A 23141-nucleotide genomic window follows, 5' to 3' on the forward strand; every position below is an offset into this window, starting at 1 on the left:
GAGCGTGGTTGAGGTCAGCATTGCTGTTCGCGGCAGCCATGAATGTCTCACGGGGTCTGTACTATCAGAGTTCCAAAGCTGAGGAGGAGCCAGATGGCGACGATCCTTATCATCGAAGACGACGAAGCACAACGCCTGGGTCTCCAGAAATCGCTCAGAAGTGCCGGCTACACTGTTGTTGCGGCGGCGGATGGCGCATCCGGAATCGAAATGGCGAAGGACCTTTCGCCCGACCTGATTATTTGCGATATCGATATGCCCGGACTCAACGGATTCCAGACACTCCAGGCACTGAAAGCCGATGATCAGACCAGGGACCTTCCGTTCGTTTTCCTGACCGGGAGCTCGGACGCAATGGCAGGGAGGCTTGGGAGAAAGCTCGGGGCCGAAGAGTTCATCGAGAAACCGTTTTCCTTCTCCAAGCTGCTCGCCGTTGTCACGACGAGGCTGAAGCACTGAAGACCCCTTGAGTTTTCTCCTCGAAGGGTCTCTGTTCCGGCAATCCTTGTTCAAAACAGAAAACCTAACCAGAACGTGCACAACGCGGAAGCAGCATGCTCATCCTGAAAGCGATCCTTCTCGGCGTGGTTCAAGGCCTCACAGAATTCATCCCGATCTCAAGTTCCGCGCATCTTGTCATCATCCCGTGGATGTTCCGGTGGGATGACCCTGCACTCGAAAGCCTGACGTTCGATGTGGCCCTTCACCTTGGAACATTGGCGGCCTTGCTCGCATTCTTCGCAAAGGATTGGGCGCGGATCATCCGGGCAGGGGTTTCGAGCATTGCAGAGAGAAGAATCGGTGAGGACATCGATCGGCGGCTTGCCTGGTTCCTCGTCATTGCGACAATACCAGGCGGATTTGTCGGACTGCTGCTCGAAAAGAAGATTGAGCACTGGTTCCACCCAGCCGAGGGTCCCATCCAGAGCACCGCGATGATTGCCATGGCCGTGCTCATCGCATTGCTCGGTGCTTTTCTGTTTATTGCCGAGAAGCTGGCCGCCCACCGGCGGAGAATGAATCAGGTGACATTCAGGGACTCGATCATCATCGGGTTGGCTCAGGCGATGGCGATATTTCCGGGCGTGTCGCGTTCCGGAAGTACCATCACGGCGGGAATGGCCCTGGGGTTGGAGCGCGAGACCGCAGCCCGGTTCTCATTTCTGCTGTCTGCCCCGATCATTGCGGGTGCGGGAATGAAGAGCCTCTACAAAATCTACCAGGGGATGCAGGACGGTTCGATTTCGGGTTCAGACTTTAATCTCTTCATCATCGGCTTTGCCGCGGCGGCTCTCAGCGGGTACGTCTGCATCAAATATCTTCTCCGCTTTCTCCAGAATCATCCGACGAACGTGTTTGTGTACTACAGGTGGGTGTTGGCGCTCGTGGTACTCATTGTTGCGTTGATGACGTGAGTGGCAGGTCAGATGCTCCGACCGTCGTGCTGCTGCGAAGTGCTTGTCACGAACGGGCAAGTGCTTTCTGTATCCTCTTCAGCAGTGTCTCCGCTGTGAACGGCTTCTGTATCAGGGCTACGCCTTCTTCAAGAATTCCGCTGTGGCTGATGACTTCGTCGGAGTATCCGGACATGTAGACGACTTTGAGATCGGGGAACTCGCGCGCCAGCGTCGCGTACAGCTCACGGCCATTCATCACCGGCATGACGACGTCGGTCAGCATGAGATCGACGTGGATGCCGGATTCTCTGAAAAACTTCAGGCACTTGTCCACCGTCGCGAATTCCTGAACGTTGTAGCCGCTTTCATCCAGGATCGTGTGCGCGAACTGGCGAACGAGATCATCATCCTCCATGACGACGATTGTCGCCGTTCCCGTGAGCATTGTTTCTTGCGCGGGAACGGTATCGCTCTTCGCAGGCAGAGATGCCTCAGCGGCCGGGAAATAGATCGTGAAGGATGTCCCAACCCCTACGGTGCTGTCCACCCAGATATGTCCGTTGTGCTGCTTGATGATTCCATAAACAGTCGCGAGGCCGAGCCCTGTTCCTTTGCTCTTGTCTTTCGTTGTGAAAAAAGGCTCGAAAATGTGATCAACCACTTCAGCGGGAATTCCCTTGCCTGAGTCGGTGACCACCAGCGCGGCGTAGTTACCTGGCTTCAGGGCTCCATACGCACCTGTTTCACCCGGCGACACCGAGGCGTTGGTAGTCTCGACGGTCACGACACCGCCATCGGCCATTGCGTCCTGAGCGTTCACCAGCAGGTTGATCAGGATTTGATCGATCTGGGATGCGTCTCCTCTCATATTGCAGAGATCATCGCTGAGTTCGTAGCGTATCTCCACGTCCTCCCTGATTGTCCTCTGGAGGATGGGGGAAAAATCGGCAATAATCCGGTTCAGATTCATGACTCTCGACTCCATGACCTGACGCCGGCTGAAGGAGAGGAGCTGTTTTGTCAGGAGCGCCGCTTTTTCCGCTGCCCGCCTGATTGTTGTGATTCGCTTGAGCGGCACTTCCTTGGCCGCGAGTTCCTTCTGCAGCATTTCTGCGTAACCAAGTATCGGAATCAGCAGGTTGTTGAAGTCGTGGGCGATCCCCCCTGCGAGCTGTCCGACAGCCTCCATTTTCTGTACCTGACGCAGTTCCTCCTCCACGCGGCGATGTTCCCGCTCAGTCTTCTTTTGATCGGAAACGTCCGCGACCATCGCGAGCGAACCCTGGTATTCCCCGCCCTCATCGAGAATCGGCGTTGCGGATATCACAGTCGAGACTCTCGAACCATCCGGCCGGATAAACTCAAGCTCATACCTGGCTCCCAATCCATCCCGGTGACGTTTTCTCGTCTCGGCAAGAGCCGCCTTGCTCGATTCGTCAAGGAATACGAGAATGTCTGATCCGATCAGGCTCTCAACCGGGCAACCGAGGATTTCGGCCATCTTTGGATTTGCAAAGACCGTGACGTTGCCAGCATCTGTCATCCAGATGCCTTCCTGCGCGGTATCGACGATTTTCTGGTATTGCTCGCGGCTTCTGCGAAGGTCCTCCATCGCAGAGCTCAACTGCATCGTCCGCTCTTCAACCCGTTGTTCCAGGTTGCTCTGGATGATGCGCAGCTCCTCTTCTGTCCCCTTGCGAATTTCGATCTCTTCCTTCAATGCTCCTGTCTTTTCATACACGATCTTCTGGAGAAATTCCTGCCTCGCATGCAGCGTCGCCGTTCGCCACCGGTAGCCTGCGATGATGAGAGAAATGACAAGCAGCGAGGAAAGAAGCGTGAACAGTTTCGTCTCATAGAAATACGGCAGGACGGTGAATGAGAGAGATGCCCCTTCGTGATTCCAGATACCCTCAGCATTGGCAGCGATGACCCTGAATCGATAGGTGCCGTGATCGATGTTTGCGAAGGAAATGCTCCGACGAAGGAAGGGGAGGTCGCGCCAGTCTTCGTCGATTCCATCCAATCGATAGCGCATTTTCACCTTCGGAATAGACTCAAACGTCAATGCACTGAAGCCGATGTCAATGCTCTTTGTTCCAGCCGGTATCTCCACCGGTTCCGCATATGGTACCTCCCTTCCATCGACGACCAGGTGCTCGATTCGAACAGGAGGCGCGTGGGAACTCGTCGGTACCAGTGTTGGCGCGACTACGACCAGGCCATTCATCGATGCATAGAGGATTGTGCCGTCGTCGCCGCGCGAGGATGAATGCATTCCGGCGCCGTTGAATTCTATGTCGTTGAGTCCGTCCAATGGTCCGTAGACCCGTGGGTCGATCCTCGTTTTCTTTCCGGCGACCGCGTCCAGAAGCTCCTGTTTGCTGATTGACTGAAGCTCGTGCTCGGCGTTAATCCAGAGCTTTCCTTTCGCGTCTTCCATGATGCTCAGGATATTCGGTCCAAGTTCCATCGAGTACCGCTCGAAACTAATCACCGAGTCCCCTTGGATGAGATGAAGTCCGCTTCCGTACGATCCAAACCAAACCCTGCCGGTGTCAGCGTACATCGACCAGGCAGAAAACTTGCCGGCGGTACCTGCTCCCCTGAAGGCCCGCAGGGAATCCCCCCGAACTCTGAAAATGGATCCGGCGCAGACCCAGATATCCCCATTGGTATCCTCTTGAATCGAGTTCACCCGCCGATTTGCCTGCGCTGTGAATTCTGGGAATTGAGTGAATTTGGTTCCATCGTAACAAGTGAGCCCATTAGTTGTCCCGACCCACACGCGTTGTTGGTGATCCTCAAGAATCGCGCGGGGAGAACCGCCCGGATACCCGCTTTCGTGACTGAGGTCCTGGTACGTGCGTCCCGACATGCGAACAAGCCCGCCAGGGTTTCCACCAAACCATGTGCTGCCATCCGACATCTCCCGTACGGCGGTGATCAATTCCGACGGCATCCCGTCCCTTTTTTTCAGAATGGTCCGGACCGTTCCGTGCTGAAGGTTGACCGTTGGTCCGGCTTCCGTGCCCACCCAAATCGAACCGTCGCGTACGCGTGTGACAGACCAGACGTGATTGTCGGGAATCCCTTCTGCCTTGCCGATTGTCCATGTGAAGGACCTCCGTAAGCGCAACAGTCCTCCGCCTGTGGCTATCCAGATTTCCTTTTCCTGACCGGCGGCGATCTGGCGCGAGTTAAGAAACGCTCCCTGCAATCTCTCCAGGCCGCGAACCGGTGTCAAGAGACCGCGCTCCAGCCGCTCGACACCGTATCCGTACGATGTGAGGAGGAAGACGCCGGGTGATTCCTCATAAAACATGGTAACTCGACGTCTGTAATCATACTTTCTTGACTTCCATCGCAGGTTGTTCGGATTCACTGTGACCTTGTAGATCAACTCGTCTCCTCCGATCATCAAAGTCCCATCGGTCCCGATACCAATCCTTCCGATGCTCTTCGGCGATTCTCCAACGAGGATCGCCTTCTTCACGCCTTCATCTGTGACTATGTAGAGAGAACTGCTAGCCAGTAAGATTCTCCCCGGTCGATCCTGACAGATGTCGTTGACTACGCCCTGAAATGATTTGACCTTGGTGAGTGGCCCTCCGTCAGAGACGTAAAGTCCTTCGGTTGATCCAACCCAGAATCTACCTCTGTCGTCTAGAAACGTTTTGCGAATGAGGCTGTAACGCAATTCGGGGGGAACATCTTTGACGGAAAACACTCCGTCTTTGTACCAAACAAGTCCACCGAAGTCGACGCCGAACCAGATCCGTCCGTCCTTATCTTCACAGAGATTGCTGATGATATCTCCGCTCATCTCTGGCGTGTTCACCGAATTGAAGAAGCGAAACGTCGCGCCGTCGAACCGTGCAAGTCCTTTGACCGTGGCAACCCAGACGTAGCCGTCGCGTGTCTGGAGGACCGAACGTATGTCGTTGTTCGGCAGCCCGTTATCTGTTCGCCAGCTCTCGTAGACGTAGGCTGGGCCGGAACTGTTCGCGTCCTGAGCGCGAAGGATGACCGCCAGAAGGGTTAATATGATGAGAATGGATTGTCGCATTGTGAGACAAGCAGTAAATGAAAAAACAAATCTTTTGTCTGGCATGCAAGATCACTCGCGCGCAATTCCCGATCTGGGACGGATTGCAGATGAAACACGAAGGGGCAAACATATGAGGAGTGATTCTGTCAAGAGTGCGGATCCCATTGGCGGGGGATGCGCCTGCACGGGATGTATTCCTGCCCTGCCGCAAGCATGGTGGAATTGATTCTTCTCGTCAAGATTGACTTTCCTCCGCAGGTTCGCTATGTTCGCGGGTCCCGGATTGGAAGCAATCAATGGGTGCGCAGAGAAAACAGGCAGCGAAACTGAAGAAAAACCTATGAACCTGAGCCCGCAACCGGTCCCGCTGGAAGACCCACCTGCAGAATCAAATATGCTGGCCGAGATCGGCGTGTTCGTCGGAACGCTTGCTCTCGCCTACTGGTCGGGCTGGTCAACGAAAGATCTGATCTGGAGCCTCTGGCTTTCCAGCCTGTGTCTCGGATACCTGGCCGTAGCTGTGAACGGAGTGCGTCGGGCTATGCGTCCCGGGCTCACAACTCTCGAACGTACGTTCTCAGTGATGGGCCTGATTGGAGCGCTTCTTGTCTTTTCGATACACTTCGGCCCATTCCATTATATCTACGCATCGATACTCGACCTTCTCATGCCGCTGATGGATCATCCGGGCAGGGTCTACATTGGAAAGCTCACATGGAGGGGAGGGGTCTGGTTCTCGTTCTGGGAAACTCTGGGTATCGCGATCGTACGCTATTGGCCGATTGCGGCGATGAACGCGTGGCGTGATCGATCGATTTTTCTGTCAGACACCGCGGCAAATACCAACCTTGGTCCCTACAAGGCAATTCTCCGGCTTCATTTTCTTGTAATGGGCTTGGGAGCTTGCTACGGACTGGGTCTGGATTCATTCCCTGTCTATGCCCTTGTCTTCACCGTACTCTACTCGCCTGCAATCCTCTGGAAGAAGATCTTCAACAGACGCCCGCCGACGAAGAAATCTGAATGAGTATTCCTGCCTGCGAGTGACCTGCTTTACTTCACCTCCGTCACCAGGGGCAGGTCGATCCACGCAAGACCGACATCCCGGTGCATGTGACTGGCCGCTCCATCGGGTATCCCTTTGCCGGCGTAGCCATCGTAGAACAGGGCGAGTCGGTTCCCCGCTCTGACCACCGATGGAAGACCGATGATCTCTTTTGACCAGGTGCAATTCGATCCGTCCAGGACCACTGCTTTGTCGTCCGGATTCCACTTCTCGGGGTCCTTCGTCCAGTAAACCCAGATAGCATCCGTGTATTCCAATCCGTTTTTCAATCCGACATGATTGGTGAAAAGGAACCACGTTCCTGTTTGTTCCTGGTAAAACAGGGATGTATTCTCGATCTGCTCGGTCTGCGGGAGAATCGGCTGAAGGTCAATCGACCAAGGTTTGTCGAGATCTCGTGTCCGGGCAATTCCGACAGTGCGCAGAATGGGGCTGTCCGTCGAAGCGCTGAAGAACATCAGGAATTCTTTCTTGCCCGGGATAACGTGTCCGGGACTGGCGGTGGCGGAGTAATAAGTCTCCGGTCTCGGACTGAACGGTGTGATGTCGTAACGTTTTTTCCAGGGACCGTCAGGAGCGGAGCCTTCGGCTTTCATAGTGAGATACGGAAATGCCGGCACAAGGTCCGGCGGGGGAGAAGTGTGCGGCGTGCCCAGATAGAACATGTGCCACCTCTTCCCATTGAAGAATGTCACGCCATAAGAGGCTGAGGCTGCGTCGTTCCGGCCCGCGGCGCCGAAGTCCAAGGCGGGCCCCCGTGCTTTCCATTCCGTTGCATTGGAACTGGTGGCAAGGCAGGCGAGCCACCCTTGGGCTCCCGCTCCGTCGTAATGCATATAGTATGTCCCTTTATGCTGCCAGACCCAGATGTCGCGTGCACCCAGAGAATCGCAACCTCGGGGGCCGCGTCCGTGCTTGAAGACAATCCCTTGATCTTTCGCCGCGAGCAGATGGCGAGCAGAGGGGCGGCTGTCAGGATAGAGAATTGGCTGATTGATAATGCTGATGCTCGTTCCGGGCGTTCCCTTCGCAGCTGCTGGCTGAGCAGGGCATCGAACGACAATGAAGATGAGAACGAAACTGAGAGCACTTAACGAGCAGAGTGAATTCCTTCGGTGTGACGTTGTCATTTTGCACCTTCCGGGAAGTCCCACGGTGGCGGGAGGTCGGCAATTCAGGGTGATATGATTTTCATGACGCAGTTGTCGCAATCAAACTCCAGCTTGTACTTTGTTCTTCCGTCAGAAAGAAAAAGTTCTTCTGCGCTTCCTCGTTCTCCGCGGCACAGATCAAATTGATACTTGAGGCAGTGCCGTGTCGTCATGAGGACTTTCCCCGAAGCATCGGTCTGAAGCTCAACTCCCTTTTCGATTCCCTTCACGCCGTGACGACTGTAGAATTGAGCAGCTTTCTCATTGACGACATTCGCTGAGTAGTCGAGCTTCTGAGCGGGATAGGGGACGTCGTTGGGCACGATGGACAAGGACAAACGGGGACGCTGTTCCGCGCGTTTCGATACCAGCGAGCCCATGCAGTCTCTTCTCAGCTGGTTCAATACTGCGATCGGAAGAAAGAAGACTTCACCCGATGCAAGCATGACTTCGGCGGCCGTGAAATCGGTCTCCCCGAGTTTGGAAAGCTGAGTATGTATGGTTTGTCTTGCCGCTTCAGGGTTTCTCGCCTCTTCCTTCGCGTGCGCCAGATACGCTACGGCTTCAATCCCGTCCTCATCGATAGCACGGAGCTGAAAGCCCTTCTCGTTCTCTTCGAACAAGAGCCTGACAGCGATCTTTCTCGCCGACGTATCTGACTTAAGCTGCTGGATGAATTCATGGTCGAAGTTACGGTACAACACCACGCCGGGTTGAATCCCTTCCATGGAATCTGGGGCTACCCGGTTCCCATTTACGCTGTTAATCCGGACTCCCATGAGCTCATCATCATGATCGAAGAAACAGACACCGTCACCATTGTGCAGATCGCAGGACGCCTCCAGAACAAACGAGCCTTTGTCGGCGGATGTAATAGTCCCAACGAGTTTGCCCACTGATTTCGGTGTATGGAGGGAGACGATTTCGGGCCTGCGACCACGGATGAAATAGTCTGTGCTCCCGCGGCTGAATGTTTTTTCCGGATCGGCGTCGAAGAAAAAGGTCGTCTTGCCGGAGGACTGGCGAGACAGCGAGCCGCGTCCTTCAATGACTTCGTCCAGTTTGGAGCGGTAGAATGCCGTGATGTTCTTTACATACGAAGCCTCCTTCAGTCTGCCTTCGATCTTGAAGGAGGTCACTCCGGCATCCACAAGCTCAGTGAGGTAAGCTGACAAGTTGAGGTCTTTGAGCGAGAGTACGTGCTGGTTATCCGCAAGCACATTCCCGCGGCTGTCGGTCAACGTGTATGGGAGCCGGCACATCTGCCCGCATTCTCCCCGGTTCGCGCTCCTTCCCTGAGCCACCTGACTGAAATAGCAGAGTCCGCTAAGACTTACACAGAGCGCCCCATGAACAAAGAACTCCAGATCAATGGTTGTGGCTTTCCTGATGTCGCGGATTTGCTTGAGTGACAGCTCCCGTGCGAGGATGACACGCTGCAAGCCCACCTGTTCGAGGAAACGGATTTTCTCGACGTCGTAATTATGGGTCTGTGTGCTGGCGAAGAGAGGGATGGGGGGAAGACCGAGCTCCAGCAATCCCATGTCCTGAATGATGAGGGCGTCGGCGCCGCAATCGTGGAGTTGCTGTATGAGACTGCGGGCTTCTTCGAGCTCGTTGTCGTACAGGATCGTGTTGAGTGTGATATAGACACGCGCCCAGTACTTGTGGGCATAGGAAATCAGCTCGGCGATATCGCTCAAAGTATTGCCGGCGGCGGCACGTGCGCCGAATTTGGGCGCGCCGATGTAGACGGCGTCGGCGCCATGATTGACAGCAGCGCGACCGCACTCGAGGTCACGGGCGGGAGCCAGGAGCTCCAGGGGTATTCGAACAGCGCTCACGATTTCCTCCGTTTGTCCGCTGCACGATCAACACCGATGATCCGGACCGCCTTTCCCTCAATTCGATATTGAAATCTCCACCTCTTCACTGCAATCACCGCTGAGCCGTCGTCGATGATTTTGATCCTTCTATATACATGTGGATGTGGATCGTGCGATAGTATCCCGGTCAGGTAGCTTGTGAGTTCGCTGCTTTCGCTCTCCTTCAACCGGAGAAGCTGGTCCCGGACATCTTGTGAGAACGAGACCTGGAAAAGGGGTGCACTTTGCTCGTTTGATTCTTGAATCCATCCGGCGCGCGCTGCCGGTTGCGATTCGGCGTGTGGAAGGTACGGTTTGATGTCGAGGACCGGCGTTCCGTCAAGCATGTCAGGATTCTCAATTCGCACAGTTCGTCCCTTGATACTCAAGAGTCTGCAAAGAGACAAGCCGATGGGATTTGGACGGTGAGGCGTGCGGGTCGCGAAAAGGCCGCGTTTTGTCCTGCCTCCGTGAGGTGGAAGGACTTTCGGTTTCCAATTCTTGTTTTTGTGGAACCAGAAGAGCACCCAGATATAGTCGAAGCCCGAGAGATCTTCGAGGGCCTGTTCGAAATTGCAGCCCTCGTTGAGAGTGATGATTCCGACGGTGTTCTCCTTCGCCGTGGCAGGTTGTCGGGGCGCCCCGTACTTGGTTTTGAACGGAGTACGAATGACACCAATTGGCTTTGTCTGGAGTGTCGGCTGATGCATACAATCAAGATAAGAGAAAATGGTCTGGATATCGAGCCCTCAGCATATTCGTTACTCTGATCCTGAGAGTCGATTTGTCGTCTTTGGCGGGTCGTGGAATTTCAATGTTTCTTGCTTCCTGCTCAGGGTAGCGACTTGTTGCCTTTCTGTCTGAACTGCTGTAGCTTTGAGGTGCTCACTTTGGGCGAGAGTGAAAAACAACTGTGGTACACGGATTGTACAAATCGACGGAGGTGTTGCCGTGAAAAAGCCAGCGATTCCGGCCGCGCTACTGCTCACCCTGGCATGCCTTCTTACTACGAACGCAGGCGCAGGAGAACTTTCTACCGGAGCGGATAGTGTCCTGGTTGTGCGCGACAAGTGGGGGATTCCTCACATCATCGCTGGGAACGAGCAGTCGCTTTTCTATGGAGCGGGATTTGCTGCGGCTGAAGATCGGTTGTTGCAGATGGTTCTTGTCCGATATTCAATTCAGGGTCGACTCGCGGAATTTTTCGGCTCAGGCTTCGTCGTCCGGGACAAAAGAATCCGGACTCTTGGTTACTACCGCCACGCGGAGCAATCACTGCCATTCTTGTCAGATACAACGCGCCTTCTGCTTCAAGCATATGCTGACGGAGTCAATGCGTACATCGCGACGCATCCGGAACACATGGCGGAGGTGTTTCAGAAGTACGGGATGCGTCCCGAGAAATGGACGGCAGCCGATGGAATCGCGTGTCTTCTTCGAATGGCCGAGAGGTTCGATGGGGGTTGGGCCGGCGAAGTGGATGCGTTGCGAGGATATGAGGAACTGGAGAAAACGCTCGGGAGAGAACAAGCTCTTCGTCAACTGGAACAGTCGCGAAAGCGCGTCGATGATTCTTCTGCCGTCGTCTCACGTGAGGAGTACAATCGATACTCTCCTGCCCTCCTGAAACCGCCTGCAACGAACGCACTCCGGAAAGGAGCCGGCGACCCCTCCGCAGGCTGGACGCCACCAAACATGAGCCACAATTGGTGCGTTGATGGATCGAGATCGACGACAGGATTCCCTATTCTCGAGTCAGATCCTCAAATCACCGTTGAGTCTCCGGCGACCTGGTACGAGTTTCATCTGCAGGGGGGGCGGTTCAATGTGCGAGGGATCGGCATGCCCGGCTCACCCGCGATGCTGATCGGGTACAACGACCAGGTGGGGTGGGGGCTCACAGCTCTCGGATCTGACAATGCTGACCTTTTTCAGGAGCAGATGAGGGAAGGGAGTACAACCGAATACAAATGGAAGGACACGTTCGAGAAGTTCGAAGAGCGGAGTGAAGTCGTGAAAGTGAAGAATGCCGCCAACATCGTACTCGTGGTCAAATCCACCCGGCACGGCCCGGTCGTGAATGAGTTCTTCACCGGTTTGAAGAGGAACGAGGTGTTTGCTCTGCGCTATGTCGTGACGGCGGAGCCTGCAACCGATGTGGAGGGCTTGCTGGAAATGATGGCAGCACACGGCTGGACGGCATTCAGACGTGGAATGGCAAAATACCGATCGCCGGGCGCTCATCTTATTTACGCCGACAAGTTTGGGAACATCGCCTACCAGACCCTCGCGCGACTTCCTCTCAGGGCTCATGAAGCAGGGATCCCGTTCCGGGGTTGGACCGGTGATGAAGAATGGAAGGGAGTCATTCCGTTTGATCAGATGCCGAGGATGCTCAATCCGCTTGCGGGATTCATCAGCACCGCGAACAATTGCCCCATAGGGTCGTGGTTCCCGTACTACGTCGGTGGCAGCATCGGAGACAACGCCCGCAGCTGGCGATTGAAGGAACTGCTCGGCGGCGACAAGCAATTCTCTCCGGGGGATTTTTTCGAGTTACACCGTGACGCAATCAATCCGATTGCACGCGATTTTGTATTCTTCGCTCTCATGGCCGTGAAAGAGGAGAAGCCGACGAGCCCCGATGTTCTAGACGCGGCGCGTCTTCTCTCGGGCTGGGACTATCAGATGCATACTTCCTTTGCCGGATACTTGTTGGTGTCCAGCATCCCTACGCTGATCAACAGGAGCTTGAGGGGGACACCACTTGAAAACAAATACCTGGGAGCAAGTGCGGGCCTCATCCAGCTCTTTCGGGATCTTGAAGCCCACTACGATACCACACACGCACTCTTGCCCGATACAAGTGTGCGCTCATGGCTAGTTACGCAACTCGGCGAGTGTTATCGGAATAGCGGAATCGCGGCGAGCGGTTCACGCCCCTTCACTCTTACACATTCGATGCCGTATCAGGGGAACCTGGAGGGGTTGGGATCTCTCTGGCCGGCGTACGACCTTACGTCGCCCCCCCTGACGTGCGGTGTGGTTGAAACGATCTGGTCTCAGTTGGGGAACAGCTATTCCCAGCTAGTCAACTTTGCCCAGATCGACTCTTCGTTCTCGTTCATTCCCCCCGGCAATTCCGAGGTACCCGCCTCCCGGCATTTCAATGACCAGATCGGCTTGTGGGTGGCAGGTTCAATGCACGCTGCCCCGCTTACGCTCGCTGCGGTACTCCCACTCAAGGAAACCCAATACTACGTTCGCTCTACGCCTACCTCTATTCCTCGGGCGGCGAGCGAGGTGCCGCTGGCCCATCACATGGAGGACAGTTACCCCAATCCTTTCAATGCGAGCACGACGATTCGATACCAGGTAGCCGAAGCCATTCACGTGGAGATAAAGATCTTCAACGGTCTGGGCCAGCAAGTTGACCTGCTGGTAAATATGAACAAGCAACCGGGCGAGTACCTTGTCCGATGGACTGCTGATTTGCCCAGCGGAGTCTACTATTCACGAATGACCGCGGGGAATTACACTCAGACGAAAAAACTCATTCTGCTCAGATAATGGTCTCTCTCGTCGTCTGAGGTCGGAACGATGTGTCGTAAGAATGAGCGTTGATGTCTGCTTCCTGATGTCGATGAACCTCGACGTTCGTCACACACCCGTTGCCTTTCTCGCGAATCTGAAGTAGCTTTGCCGAGGCAATGATTCTTGCCAGTTGCATCCCTCAGCACCGTAACCGATTCAGCGCGATGCCTGCCCGCGCGCCCGAATGATCAAGGATCGCTTTCTGGCAGAATGCCCGGATTGACTCTCTCTATAGATGGAGGTTGTCATGCACCCTCAAAAGCCCAGACACATCGATCGCCGCGAATTCGTCAAAATGGTCACCGTAGGAGGTATCGCGGCTGCGATTCCGGCAGTCACGCCCGGTGGCCTGTTGGCTCAGCAGAAGACACCTCCCCCAAAACCATCCACGAACATCAAGGATGCGCTGAAAGTCCCGCGCAATGCTGCTTCGATGCCCGGAAAAATGCCCGGAGCCGTCGTGCAGGCATATCATGATCGGTCAATAGCGAACGACAAGGTCGATCTTCAGGTGGTCGATGCGATGGTGCAGAAGGGGCTGATGGAACTAACAGGCGCTTCAACGGCAGCAGCGGCATGGAAAATGTTCGTGACCCCCGAAGATGTGATTGGGTTGAAGGTGAATCCCGTCGCCGGGAAGACTCTGTCGACGAGCCTGGAGATTACACACGCGATCATTCGTCAGCTGGAAGAGGCGGGCGTTCCGAAAAAGAACATCGTCATATGGGACCGCAGAGAGTTTGAGCTCGAAGATGTTGGTTTCACGGCGGCGAATTTCCCCGGGATCAGGATCGTCGGTACGGAGCGGAAGGATGCAAAGGGGTCGTATACGGACGACAAGGGTGTGTTGTACGGCAAACAGATGATTGATGAATCGTGGTACTACTGGGCGGATGTCGACGGAAAGTACGACGCCGAAACTTTGCCGTATTTGGTGAATGAAGGGAAGTTCTCGTACTTCGGAACGATCTGCACGAAGGACGTCACGAAAATCATCAACATCCCGATTCTCAAGAACGCCGGACCGACGGTGACGCTCGCCCTGAAAAACCTCGCGTTCGGATGTATTTCAAATACCGGCAGGCTTCACAAGGACCTTTGGGCCGAAACGTGCGCGGAAGTGCCGGCATTTGCTCCGGTTCGCGACAAGGTTGTGCTCAATATCGTCGACGGGATCAAAGGATGCTACAATGGCGGCCCCGGAGCCGATCCGAAGTTCTTCACGGAGTACAAGACTGTGCTCGTCGGCACCGACCCCGTCGCCGTTGACAGAATCGGATACGAGATCGTCCTGAAAAAAAGGCTCGAGGAAAAAGTCCAGAAGGCTGAATCGCCGAACGGTCGAAGATTTATGGAGCTTGCCCGTGATCTTGGTCTCGGCGTTGCTGACCTCGAAAAGATCACGCTTCAGAAACTGAATCTCTCGTGAGCATGACATTCCTGCGTTCCACGACACTTGTTGGATTTCTCACAGTTGCGGCGGGCATCTGCTTCGCGGAGGACGTGCCTGTGCTCACGCCGCGGGATTTTCCCTCTGGCGTCATCGTCAAAACCGAATACTATTCGGGGAAGGCGCTCTTCGGATACATTGACGGGGGAGCGGAGCTGTACCTTGAGTACAAGTTCCAGAAGCTCGGCAGGCAGGAAATCAGACTGAGAAATGAATTGATCGTTGCAGAGATCTATCAGATGGCAGGACCGTACGAGGCGTTCGGGATTTTTTCCATCCAGCGCTTTAAATGCATCCCTGTCGACTCCGCTTCTCCATATACATGCCAATCCCGGTACCAACTTCAGGCTGTTCTCGGCGATTGCTACCTGAGCATCGTCAATGAGAGCGGTTCCACCGCGGCACAGCGTGCGGCCGTGGAAATATTCAAATCCTACAAGGCGAAAATCAAACCCCAGACAATCCCGCTGCCTTCATTATTCCATTCTGCAATTCTGGCCAAAAACCTCAGCAAACTGACTGTAATATGCGGGACACTGGGAATACAGAATGGAATCTCTGAATGGGAGCCGCTTTTTCAAGGAGTTTCCAGATTTTCTTTGACGTTTCTGCCAATCGAACGGGGAAACGACCGTTTGACGATTGTTCATATTCGTTTTCCTACCGCACGTGACGAATCGGAGTTCCGCCGTCTCTCCGGCTTCGGTGATTCGCCGATCGGGTCAATTCAGAGCCGGCAAACCGGGGATACTCTCCGGACGATTCGACGAGTGAATGAAGTGGAAGTCATGCTCGTAGAATCCCCGGTTTCTTTCCCGGACCGTGAATCCTTCGTGCGGCTGCTTGCTCAATAAAAAGTTCTCTCTTAGCCCGCCAGTGGAGAGGTCTGCCCGATGAACTGGAAGCCGGGGGCGAAGACGTCGATACCGGGACTCGATTTGGTTGGAAAGATCTCACGAGGGCAAGTCACTTCGAAACAAGATCCCCGCCCGAACGCAATCGCAACACGTTTCGGGTGGGGATTAGTGTATTGGGGTTCGACCCGTTTTGCAGTTTGCGAAGTCTGTCAGTGGAGTTCTTTCGGCTCAGTCCCCGGCTTCGCATACGAGAGGCGGGCAATTCTATTTGTGCTGTGGTATCCATCCAGGCCGCTCACGGCAATGCTGCCCGCTTTTTCAAGATCGATATAACCATCCTCACCCACCATGCCTTCGGGGATCATGATCTCGACGATCTCGCCGACCACGAAGACCGTGCCGTTTGCCGCGATCTCATGTTCCTCCCGATATGCAGCCCCGATCCTGATTGCGGCCTCGTTCACATAAGGGGCCGTGTGATTTCCTGAAAACTCCGGTGTGAGTCCACAGGCGTCGAATTCGGAAACATCTTCGGGATACCGCGCTGACGTCTGATGAGCTTTTCGAAATATTCCCTCAGTGACATGGTTCACTGTGAAACAACCGGTGCGCCTGATGTTGCGATAGGTATGCCGTTCGTCGGGGAGGGGACGCATAAGGAGCGCGAGCAACGGAGGATTTGCCCCGACGTGGATCACCGAGCTGAAGAGTGAGAGGTTTGTTTTTCCTTCGGCGTTGATCGTGCCGATCAACGAGGCGCTCTTGAATCCTGAAACCGAATTGATCAGGTTTGCCCTGAACTGCTTCTCATACCCCAGTATGTCGTCTGTTCGAATGTGCATGGCCGAGCTGCCTCTCTGCGTCAGAAATTCCAGGTCATCCCAACACCGACGGACCCGCCCATAAGGTTTCCGATCTGCGGGTAGAGATTGATCGACGCATTGTTCTCATGGATGAAATACATGGCTGTATCGAACACCAGCAGGAACGCTCCTTGAAGCAGCAAACTGTTTCCATATCCCCGCAGCCGCTCTCCGTTCTCGGAACTCTTTGCGCGCTCTTTCAAATAGAGTGCAGTGGCCATATATGCAGCATCGAGTCCGGCATTCAGCAGGAGGAGGTTCTGAAGTGAGCCGAACTCTTTCAGAATGTCCCGGTTCGACATTGCAGAAGGATCCAATGCTGCCGCATTAAGGTATCCGAAGGTGGCAATCCCAAGATTGACGACGTTCCACATTGCATTGAATTGATGAACATACCTAGCTTCACCGGTCGCCTTCTGATTTCCATAGGCGCCCAGAAGTATATTCCCCACCGCCCAGGAACCGAGGACAATCATTCCGCTCTTGTTGATGGTGTTTCTCTCCTGTTGAAATGATTGCATCGCAATGGAGCTCTGCGCCGCGGCCGGAACTGCCACGAAGAGAAAAAGCAAAGCGATCGCGCTCATGAACGTACGATTATTCTTCATGCTTTCCTTTCGTTAAGACTTCCCCTTTTTCTCAAGCTTCCGCTCCAGAGGGGAGAGAAACATTTCGTGGATCCATTGTGCTCGCGGCTCGGCCGACAGAGCCTTGAGATAGCTCGCTCGTGCTTCGGCTGGTCTGTCGGTCTGTTCGCACGCCCACCCGGCCCAGACGAGTGCGTCAAGGTATCCCCAGTCGGGTCGGCTCCACACTTCTTCTGTCAGACCTTCGAAGAGCATGATGGAGCGTTTGAGACTGGCAAGGGCCTCGTTTTTGTCACCTCCGAAAATCGACGGCGTGTTGAGCTTTGCGATGCCGCGTACCAGCCAGGCACGCGGGTTGGCGGAATCGAGCCGGACGGCTTCCTCGGCGCTGGATTTCGCCCTCGGTCCGGCGGTGATGGCATTCAGCGGATTCCGGGCGATCCGATACCCCTGGACCATCGAAAACAGCGCCTGGCCTTCCGACCATTGCTTGTGCTCATCCATGATTGACTCGACTTTCTCGAGAGCAGGATCGAGAAATCGATCGTACAGTCCGCTTTCCTTGTCCCCAACACCAAGCCGAACAAGCTCGTACTCCGACTGCGCGAGGAAATACAGCGTTTCTCTCCCCGGAGATTGCAGATGGGCGGACTTGAGCATCTCGTGCGCTCTGGTCACCATCGCTTTGTCGTTGAGAGCGTTGCCATCGCGAAGCAGAATCTTGGCTTGTGTAATAGCTGTGCGAATGTCGGCTTGTGCGGCCGCGATTCCCCCCGGAACAGCGACGAACAGCAATGCCATGAACAGGTGAGCGAGCAGAAAGAGAACTCTAGCCTTCATGCTTCAATCCCCGACTCTGCAATTGAGAAACGAGAGACTGTGCATCGGTTGCCATGTGAAGCCATTCATCTTTAAAGAGCCCTAGGTCGAGCATCGTCAGCGCTGCGCCGATGAGAGCGGGCAGCCACAATCCGTTTACGGCGGCGACGAACGTGAAGAAGACAATAACGCTCAAACCGCTTTTCTTCGCCCACGCGCTGTTCATAGGCCGCTGATGCAGGAAAAGAAGAAGAACGAGACTGATACCGAACCAGCCGGCGAAATTCGAAAGCGGGATTCCATAGTACCATCCCCCGCCTTGCCAGTGCCAGTACGACAGGGGCCCCGCAGCAAGAGGATCAATCACGAGATCGATTGACGTCATCCAGGCAGCTCCGAGGATCGCCCGGGTCACGAGGCCAAGCTTGAGCCGTGAGGTCGAGTGCCAGACATACGCAAGGAGAATAATCCACGCGGCAGAGATCGCAATCGGCACATTGAAGAGAGCGAACCCGAGGGCGCCGGTGTATTGATACGATCCAAATACCAATCCTGTGGCGACGCCGAGGACCTCAGCCATGAAAGCGGCAACAGACGCGCATCCAAGGACCAGCGCGTGCGTTCGCTCTGCACTGAGCAGCGAAATCAGCGCCGCAACCCAGAGGAATGCCGCGGCCGTCCATCCGTCGCCAGGGGAAGGGGCCGAACTGATGCTGTAGGTCGCAACTCCGCCGATCCAGAGCACGATGTAGAAGACCACGAGGGCTGTCAATGCCCGACTACGCATAGCCGTCTCCTGCAATCATTCTGCAAGTGATCTTTGCCGAAAGAAGCACCATGGGAGTACCTCCGCCCGGATGCGAGCTGCCGCCCACGTAGTAGAGACCTCTGACGCTCCGATCACGGTTCGCAGGGCGGAAGAACGCTGATTTCCATCCGTGTGACGCCAAACCATAAATTGACCCGCCGGGCATCGCGTAGCGTTCGGCGAACCGCGCCGGGGTCCAGGCTTCGCGGAATGCGATATGATCTTCGAGGCGCGGGAAGCCGCTGGAAAGAAGCCGACCATAGACGCGCGCCCACGCTTGCTCTGTCGCCTCACTATCCCATCGAGCGCCTTCAACCGCAGGCGCATTGGCCATGATAAAGAGGCTTTCGCCGTTTGCAGGAGCGACCGTCGGGTCCGTCCGGCTTGGAATGTTGACGTAGACCGTCGGGTCATCCGGAAACCGCTGCCCGTCGAACAACTGGCTGAACTCCTGCTTGTAGTCCGAGGAGAAGTAGACGTTGTGATGGTGAAGGTCAGGGAGCTTCTTCTTCAATCCGACGAGGAACACCAAACCGGAAAGCGATCGCTTGTGCTGCGGTGTGGGAAGAGATTTCGCCCGGCCAAGCAATTGTGGGGCGGTGGAAGCGTCGCCGTTCATGATGACGATGTCGGCCGTGAGGGTTCTGCCGTCCGAGAGTTCCACTCCTTTGACCTCGCCCGATCTCTCTTCAATGTGTACTACCTGAGAGGATGTAAAGAGCTCCACGTTGTGCTTGCGAAGAAGCTCCGTAAGTGCACGGACCAGCATGTACAATCCCCCCTTGAAGTACCACCCGCCAAATGCGTGTTCGATGTACGGTATAACCGCAAGTGTTGCCGGCGCACGATACGGGGATGAGCCAACATATGTCGGATATCGGTTGTAAAGCTGCTGCAAGTGTGGACTGTGAAAATGGGCCTTCATCGTACGGTCGTAGTTCCCCCATCCGTACCGGACCGGGAAATGGCGTAATGCCTTGAGCTGCGCGAACTCTGGCTTCTCGTAGGGGCTTCTCGAGAGAAAAGTTTCACGCGAAAGCTCGTACAACCGGGCGCCGAGTCCGAGGAATCTCCAGAATCCGTCGATGTCGCGTCGATCGAGATTTCTCACCGTTGAAAGCCATTCCGGAAGGGAGGTGGAGTGGGCGAACTTCGTTCCGTCCGGGTAAACATAATTCGCGTGGGGTGCAATCCTTTCCAGCGTGACATGATCGGAAAGCCGGGATCCTGCCACGGCAAAGAGCTCTTCAAAAATCTCCGGCATCGTGACGAGTGAAGGGCCGGTGTCGAAGCGATAGCCCTCCTTCTCGAACACGTTCATTTTTCCGCCGGGTGTGGGTCCCTGTTCGCACACCCTCACCTGCCATCCCTGCGCGGCGAGCCGGAGCGAGAGCGCGAGTCCACCCAATCCTGCTCCGATCACAATGGCATGTCGTTGTTTCATGGTTTTGCAGTCCCTTCTGTGACAGCTCCGCGTGTGATGTGTGATGAATAAGTCCGGCCTTTCCAGTCAACGCCCCCGTGCGACCAGCGCCACCATGAGCGAATCCCGACAGCGAGGAGAAACGATTCGGCGACCGGATGAAGGAGAAACGACCAGACGGGGTCACCGAAGCGAATCGCGAGCAGCAATCGCATCCCGAGCACAAGAAGAGCTGCTCCAAGCACCGCTCCGCCTCCAGGTCCCGACCCGGCAAATGGAAGTGCAAGAAAAGGGAGTAGGTAGAGCGCAAAGTGAAGGGAAAGGAAGATCCAGAATACTGCTTTGGACCGGAATCCGGGATAGAAATTCTTTTGAAATCCCTGCCAGATCGCGCCCAGGCCGTCGTACATACGAACGCGGACGATTTCAGAGCCGTCAAGACCAAGTCCTCGTTCTCCCAGCTCGCGCCATCTGCGGGCGAGGGCTGTGTCCTCAAACAATTCCTGCCGCACCAAGGAATGACCGCCGAGTCGCCGGTACGCGGCGCGTTCGACAAGGATGCACGCTCCGTGAGCGAGTCCGAGCCGGGGATTGTTCGAGATCAGTGATCCGGGCGAAGGAAACAGTGTGAAGACGAAAAAATTGAGCATCGGCATGAGGAGCCGTTCAGCGAAATCGTTCAGTTCAAACTCCGGCCAGGCGGAAAGGAAAGTGAGTCTTCGCTTTCTCGCGGTTTCCACCAGTGCGAGCGCTCCGTTCGGTTTGAGCCGCGCATCGGCGTCGAGGAAAAGCATCCACGGAGCCTGCGCTCGTTCTGAGAGCCGCATACATGCATGTGGTTTACCGCACCAGCCTGCGGGGAGCGGAGAGCCGCTGATGAGCTGCACCCGTTGATCTGATTGTGAAAGAGCCCGCACAATATCCGCTGTGCCATCCTCAGAGCCATCATCGTAGACGAGCACTTCCTGCACGACAGGGCCCTGCTGCAGCACACTCCGAACGCATTCTGTAATAGTCAGGGCTTCGTTCCGGGCAGGTATCAGGACCGAGAGCGAATTTCCTGAACCTCTCTGCTCCAGGCCAAAGCATGGTCCAGAGGTCGATTGATCGTTTCACTGCGGCGAAGGTCCGCTCTCCCTGAACGAGGGTGATGGGGACGTTCACATCCGCAAACTGGCGGTAGTTGTTGTTCTCATCGAGCATCTGGAGGTAACGGTAGACAGTATCGTGATTCACCCCGGCAAAAGAAGAAGTGAGATGTGAATCGACTGTCCGCTTGTGCTGCAGAGCGCTGTTTGTAAGAGATCGACCCAGATGTGAAGCGAATGTTGCGTCATAGGCGCGTCGGCCGAATTGTCCCCGCAGGAAGAGTCCGAAGTACCACGGCATATAGGCGAATGGATCGATCATCACGAGCCGGTCGATGCTCTGCTGCATCCTGCGAGCAAGGTGCAGACCCACGATAGCGCCGCTGCAATTGCCGACGAGCGTGAACCTGTCTAAATGTAGTTCGCGCAGAGCGTTGGCGACCTGTTCTGCGACAGCATCAAGTGTCCAAACGCGTGGCGCCGGTGATTGGCGATAGCCCGGCAGGTCCAGGCTCCAGAATGAAATCGAGTCCGGCCGAAATCGCTGAAGAGGTTGAAATGTCCGATGATCGCCGGCCCATCCATGGAGGCCGACAACGGTCTTCGGTCCTGAGCCGTACCGTTCAGACAGCATGAGCCTTGATCCTCTCTGCTGTCATTGCGCCGCCGAGGACAACCATCGGCATACCTGTTCCCGGCGTCGTGCTCGCGCCGACGAAATACAATCCCTTGATGTCAGGGGCGTAGTTCTTCGCCCGGAAGGGTCCCATCTGGAAAAGAGTGTGCGCAGCCCCGAAGGCAGAGCCGTCATACAATCCGAACCGGTTTCGCCACTCCTCAGGAGTCCACACTTCCTCGACGAGAAAGTCCGATTCACTGAGCCGAATGTTGTGTGACGCCAGCCGCCGGAAGACCTCTGTCCGGGATTCACGAGTAACTTGAGCCCAATCCACGCTGCCGATCTGGCTCAGCACCGGCGTCGGCACAAGAACGAAGATGAGCGTTGTGCCCGGGGGAGCGAGCGACGGATCGCTTTTTGAAGGTGCGCTCACATAGAATGGAAGATCAGTCGGCATCTCTCCCGTGTCCAGGAGCTGTGCGAATCCCAAACGTGAGTCGTTAGGAAGGTAAATACTATGATGGGGGAGATTGGGAATCTCACCCAGAACGCCCCAGTAGAACGTGATCACGCCGGGAGTCATGCGCCATTTCTTTGCCGCTGAATCGTTTTTCTCCTCGTTTTCCAGGAGACGCGTGAGGGTTGTCGGGACATCGACATTCGAAACGACCGTTCCGAACGGAAGAAACTCCCCCCCCTGCGTGAGAATGCCTGTCACCCGGCCGTTCTCCACCTGGATTTTCTTCACGGGTGTTGAGCACCGGATATCGACTCCGATTTCTTCTGCGAGTTTGCATGTGGCTTCGACGAGCGCATAGATGCCTCCTTTTGGGAGCCAGAGTCCGTATGCGAGTTCGCCGAACGGGAGAATCGAAAACAATCCGGGGAGTTGGAACGGTGACCCTCCGAGGTACATGGCGTATGAACCAAGGGCCTGTCGTACGCGCGGGTTCTTGAAGTACTTCCTCAGCTCACCTTCGAACGAGCGGAACAACGAGAGTTTTGAGAGGTCGCGCCATTTCAGTGACCCAAACCAGCCCAGCGGGGAGTCAGCGTTGTTGGTCACGAGACCTTCGAACGAGACACGGAACTGTTCAGAGGCATTCCGAAGAAAGCGCGTCAGGGCAGGACCGGATCCCGGTTCAATCCGCTCAATTTCGCGGACCAGGGCGTCGAACTGGCTCGAGAGGGTAAATCGTTCCCCGTCCCGCCAGAGAAATGTGATCGACGGATCGATGGGAAGGAGCGTCACATAATCTTCGAGCTTCCGGCCCGCAGCGCGAAACAGGTCTTCAAAAACCCAGGGGTAGTTCAGCAGCGAGGGGCCTGTATCGAACGAGAAACCATTCCGTGCGAGGCGGTTGGCGCGGCCCCCGGCACTCTCCTGCGCCTCGAAGATCGTGACATCATGGCCGTCCAGCCGCAGATGAATCGCGGTGCTCAGTCCGCCAAGTCCCGCACCGATTATTGCGATCTTCATCGTGGACTCCCGTATTTCAAGAC

At 55.5% G+C, this 23141-nt stretch carries 18 protein-coding genes; 6 read left to right on the forward strand and 12 right to left on the reverse strand.

The window, feature by feature from the left end; genetic code table 11:
* The first annotated feature begins 93 nt into the window (after window positions 1–93).
* Window positions 94–459, forward strand: coding sequence for a response regulator (locus NTU47_13705; protein MCX6134863.1), 366 nt, complete (start codon window positions 94–96; stop codon window positions 457–459).
* Window positions 460–554: 95 nt separating this feature from the next.
* Window positions 555–1415 (forward strand): undecaprenyl-diphosphatase UppP, encoded by an 861-nt coding sequence (gene uppP, locus NTU47_13710; GenBank protein MCX6134864.1) that lies wholly within the window; start codon window positions 555–557, stop codon window positions 1413–1415.
* 46 nt (window positions 1416–1461) lie between these two features.
* On the opposite strand, the gene NTU47_13715 is transcribed toward uppP, so the two are convergent.
* The gene (locus NTU47_13715) at window positions 1462–5466 is read right to left on the reverse strand and encodes an ATP-binding protein (protein MCX6134865.1); all 4005 of its coding nucleotides are present in this window, start codon (window positions 5464–5466) and stop codon (window positions 1462–1464) included.
* Between the two features lie 322 nt (window positions 5467–5788).
* Between NTU47_13715 and NTU47_13720 the strand changes: the two genes are divergently transcribed.
* Window positions 5789–6475, forward strand: a complete 687-nt coding sequence (locus NTU47_13720) for a hypothetical protein (protein ID MCX6134866.1) — start codon at window positions 5789–5791, stop codon at window positions 6473–6475.
* A gap of 26 nt (window positions 6476–6501) precedes the next feature.
* Here NTU47_13720 and NTU47_13725 read toward each other — a convergent pair whose 3' ends face one another.
* The 3 genes from NTU47_13725 to tsaA are packed head-to-tail and all read right to left on the reverse strand — an operon-like array spanning window position 6502 to window position 10240.
* The gene (locus NTU47_13725; protein MCX6134867.1) at window positions 6502–7644 is read right to left on the reverse strand and encodes a hypothetical protein; all 1143 of its coding nucleotides are present in this window, start codon (window positions 7642–7644) and stop codon (window positions 6502–6504) included.
* Between the two features lie 44 nt (window positions 7645–7688).
* Window positions 7689–9509, reverse strand: coding sequence for a U32 family peptidase (locus NTU47_13730; protein ID MCX6134868.1), 1821 nt, complete (start codon window positions 9507–9509; stop codon window positions 7689–7691).
* The gene (tsaA, locus tag NTU47_13735; GenBank protein MCX6134869.1) at window positions 9506–10240 is read right to left on the reverse strand and encodes a tRNA (N6-threonylcarbamoyladenosine(37)-N6)-methyltransferase TrmO; all 735 of its coding nucleotides are present in this window, start codon (window positions 10238–10240) and stop codon (window positions 9506–9508) included. The genes NTU47_13730 and tsaA overlap by 4 nt, the downstream gene beginning before the upstream one ends.
* A gap of 241 nt (window positions 10241–10481) precedes the next feature.
* Here tsaA and NTU47_13740 point away from each other — a divergent pair, with 241 nt between their 5' ends.
* The 3 genes from NTU47_13740 (at window position 10482) to NTU47_13750 (ending at window position 15428) form a co-directional block, all read left to right on the forward strand.
* Window positions 10482–13100 carry a penicillin acylase family protein gene (locus NTU47_13740; protein ID MCX6134870.1) on the forward strand — a complete coding sequence of 873 codons (2619 nt, stop codon included), beginning with the start codon at window positions 10482–10484 and terminating at the stop codon, window positions 13098–13100.
* 271 nt (window positions 13101–13371) lie between these two features.
* Window positions 13372–14553: a DUF362 domain-containing protein gene (locus NTU47_13745; GenBank protein ID MCX6134871.1), complete on the forward strand. Its 1182-nt coding sequence runs from the start codon at window positions 13372–13374 to the stop codon at window positions 14551–14553.
* A gap of 2 nt (window positions 14554–14555) precedes the next feature.
* Window positions 14556–15428: a hypothetical protein gene (locus NTU47_13750; protein ID MCX6134872.1), complete on the forward strand. Its 873-nt coding sequence runs from the start codon at window positions 14556–14558 to the stop codon at window positions 15426–15428.
* Between the two features lie 212 nt (window positions 15429–15640).
* Here the strand turns inward: NTU47_13750 and NTU47_13755 are convergent, their stop codons facing one another.
* The 8 genes from NTU47_13755 to crtI (NTU47_13790) are packed head-to-tail and all read right to left on the reverse strand — an operon-like array spanning window position 15641 to window position 23118.
* Entirely contained in the window at window positions 15641–16273 is a 633-nt protein-coding gene (locus NTU47_13755) for a flavin reductase family protein (GenBank protein ID MCX6134873.1), read from the reverse strand.
* Between the two features lie 20 nt (window positions 16274–16293).
* Window positions 16294–16902: a hypothetical protein gene (locus tag NTU47_13760; GenBank protein ID MCX6134874.1), complete on the reverse strand. Its 609-nt coding sequence runs from the start codon at window positions 16900–16902 to the stop codon at window positions 16294–16296.
* A gap of 12 nt (window positions 16903–16914) precedes the next feature.
* Window positions 16915–17721 (reverse strand): hypothetical protein, encoded by an 807-nt coding sequence (locus tag NTU47_13765; protein ID MCX6134875.1) that lies wholly within the window; start codon window positions 17719–17721, stop codon window positions 16915–16917.
* Window positions 17711–18487 carry a carotenoid biosynthesis protein gene (locus tag NTU47_13770; protein MCX6134876.1) on the reverse strand — a complete coding sequence of 259 codons (777 nt, stop codon included), beginning with the start codon at window positions 18485–18487 and terminating at the stop codon, window positions 17711–17713. The genes NTU47_13765 and NTU47_13770 overlap by 11 nt, the downstream gene beginning before the upstream one ends.
* Window positions 18480–19952, reverse strand: a complete 1473-nt coding sequence (crtI, locus tag NTU47_13775) for a phytoene desaturase family protein (protein ID MCX6134877.1) — start codon at window positions 19950–19952, stop codon at window positions 18480–18482. The genes NTU47_13770 and crtI (NTU47_13775) overlap by 8 nt, the downstream gene beginning before the upstream one ends.
* Window positions 19949–20923, reverse strand: a complete 975-nt coding sequence (locus tag NTU47_13780) for a glycosyltransferase (GenBank protein MCX6134878.1) — start codon at window positions 20921–20923, stop codon at window positions 19949–19951. The genes crtI (NTU47_13775) and NTU47_13780 overlap by 4 nt, the downstream gene beginning before the upstream one ends.
* On the reverse strand, window positions 20877–21653 hold the full coding sequence (locus NTU47_13785; GenBank protein MCX6134879.1) for an alpha/beta fold hydrolase: 777 nt from the start codon (window positions 21651–21653) through the stop codon (window positions 20877–20879). Before NTU47_13785 ends, NTU47_13780 begins: the two co-directional genes overlap by 47 nt.
* Window positions 21643–23118, reverse strand: a complete 1476-nt coding sequence (gene crtI / locus NTU47_13790; protein ID MCX6134880.1) for a phytoene desaturase family protein — start codon at window positions 23116–23118, stop codon at window positions 21643–21645. The genes NTU47_13785 and crtI (NTU47_13790) overlap by 11 nt, the downstream gene beginning before the upstream one ends.
* Between the last annotated feature and the right edge of the window lie 23 nt (window positions 23119–23141).

The sequence above is a fragment of the Ignavibacteriales bacterium genome (assembly GCA_026390595.1).
Lineage (GTDB): Bacteria > Bacteroidota > Ignavibacteria > UBA10030 > UBA10030 > UBA9647.

What these genes read in the sequence shown, in the direction of transcription:
- NTU47_13725 (MCX6134867.1), bottom strand. Translation starts at nt 7,644, where the DNA reads ATGACAACGTCACACCGAAGGAATTCACTCTGCTCGTTAAGTGCTCTC.
- crtI (MCX6134880.1), bottom strand. Translation starts at nt 23,118, where the DNA reads ATGAAGATCGCAATAATCGGTGCGGGACTTGGCGGACTGAGCACCGCG.
- NTU47_13765 (MCX6134875.1), bottom strand. Translation starts at nt 17,721, where the DNA reads ATGAAGGCTAGAGTTCTCTTTCTGCTCGCTCACCTGTTCATGGCATTG.
- tsaA (MCX6134869.1), bottom strand. Translation starts at nt 10,240, where the DNA reads ATGCATCAGCCGACACTCCAGACAAAGCCAATTGGTGTCATTCGTACT.
- crtI (MCX6134877.1), bottom strand. Translation starts at nt 19,952, where the DNA reads ATGAAACAACGACATGCCATTGTGATCGGAGCAGGATTGGGTGGACTC.
- NTU47_13715 (MCX6134865.1), bottom strand. Translation starts at nt 5,466, where the DNA reads ATGCGACAATCCATTCTCATCATATTAACCCTTCTGGCGGTCATCCTT.
- NTU47_13750 (MCX6134872.1), top strand. Translation starts at nt 14,556, where the DNA reads ATGACATTCCTGCGTTCCACGACACTTGTTGGATTTCTCACAGTTGCG.
- NTU47_13770 (MCX6134876.1), bottom strand. Translation starts at nt 18,487, where the DNA reads ATGCGTAGTCGGGCATTGACAGCCCTCGTGGTCTTCTACATCGTGCTC.
- NTU47_13705 (MCX6134863.1), top strand. Translation starts at nt 94, where the DNA reads ATGGCGACGATCCTTATCATCGAAGACGACGAAGCACAACGCCTGGGT.
- uppP (MCX6134864.1), top strand. Translation starts at nt 555, where the DNA reads ATGCTCATCCTGAAAGCGATCCTTCTCGGCGTGGTTCAAGGCCTCACA.
- NTU47_13745 (MCX6134871.1), top strand. Translation starts at nt 13,372, where the DNA reads ATGCACCCTCAAAAGCCCAGACACATCGATCGCCGCGAATTCGTCAAA.
- NTU47_13755 (MCX6134873.1), bottom strand. Translation starts at nt 16,273, where the DNA reads ATGCACATTCGAACAGACGACATACTGGGGTATGAGAAGCAGTTCAGG.
- NTU47_13720 (MCX6134866.1), top strand. Translation starts at nt 5,789, where the DNA reads ATGAACCTGAGCCCGCAACCGGTCCCGCTGGAAGACCCACCTGCAGAA.
- NTU47_13785 (MCX6134879.1), bottom strand. Translation starts at nt 21,653, where the DNA reads ATGCTGTCTGAACGGTACGGCTCAGGACCGAAGACCGTTGTCGGCCTC.
- NTU47_13760 (MCX6134874.1), bottom strand. Translation starts at nt 16,902, where the DNA reads ATGAAGAATAATCGTACGTTCATGAGCGCGATCGCTTTGCTTTTTCTC.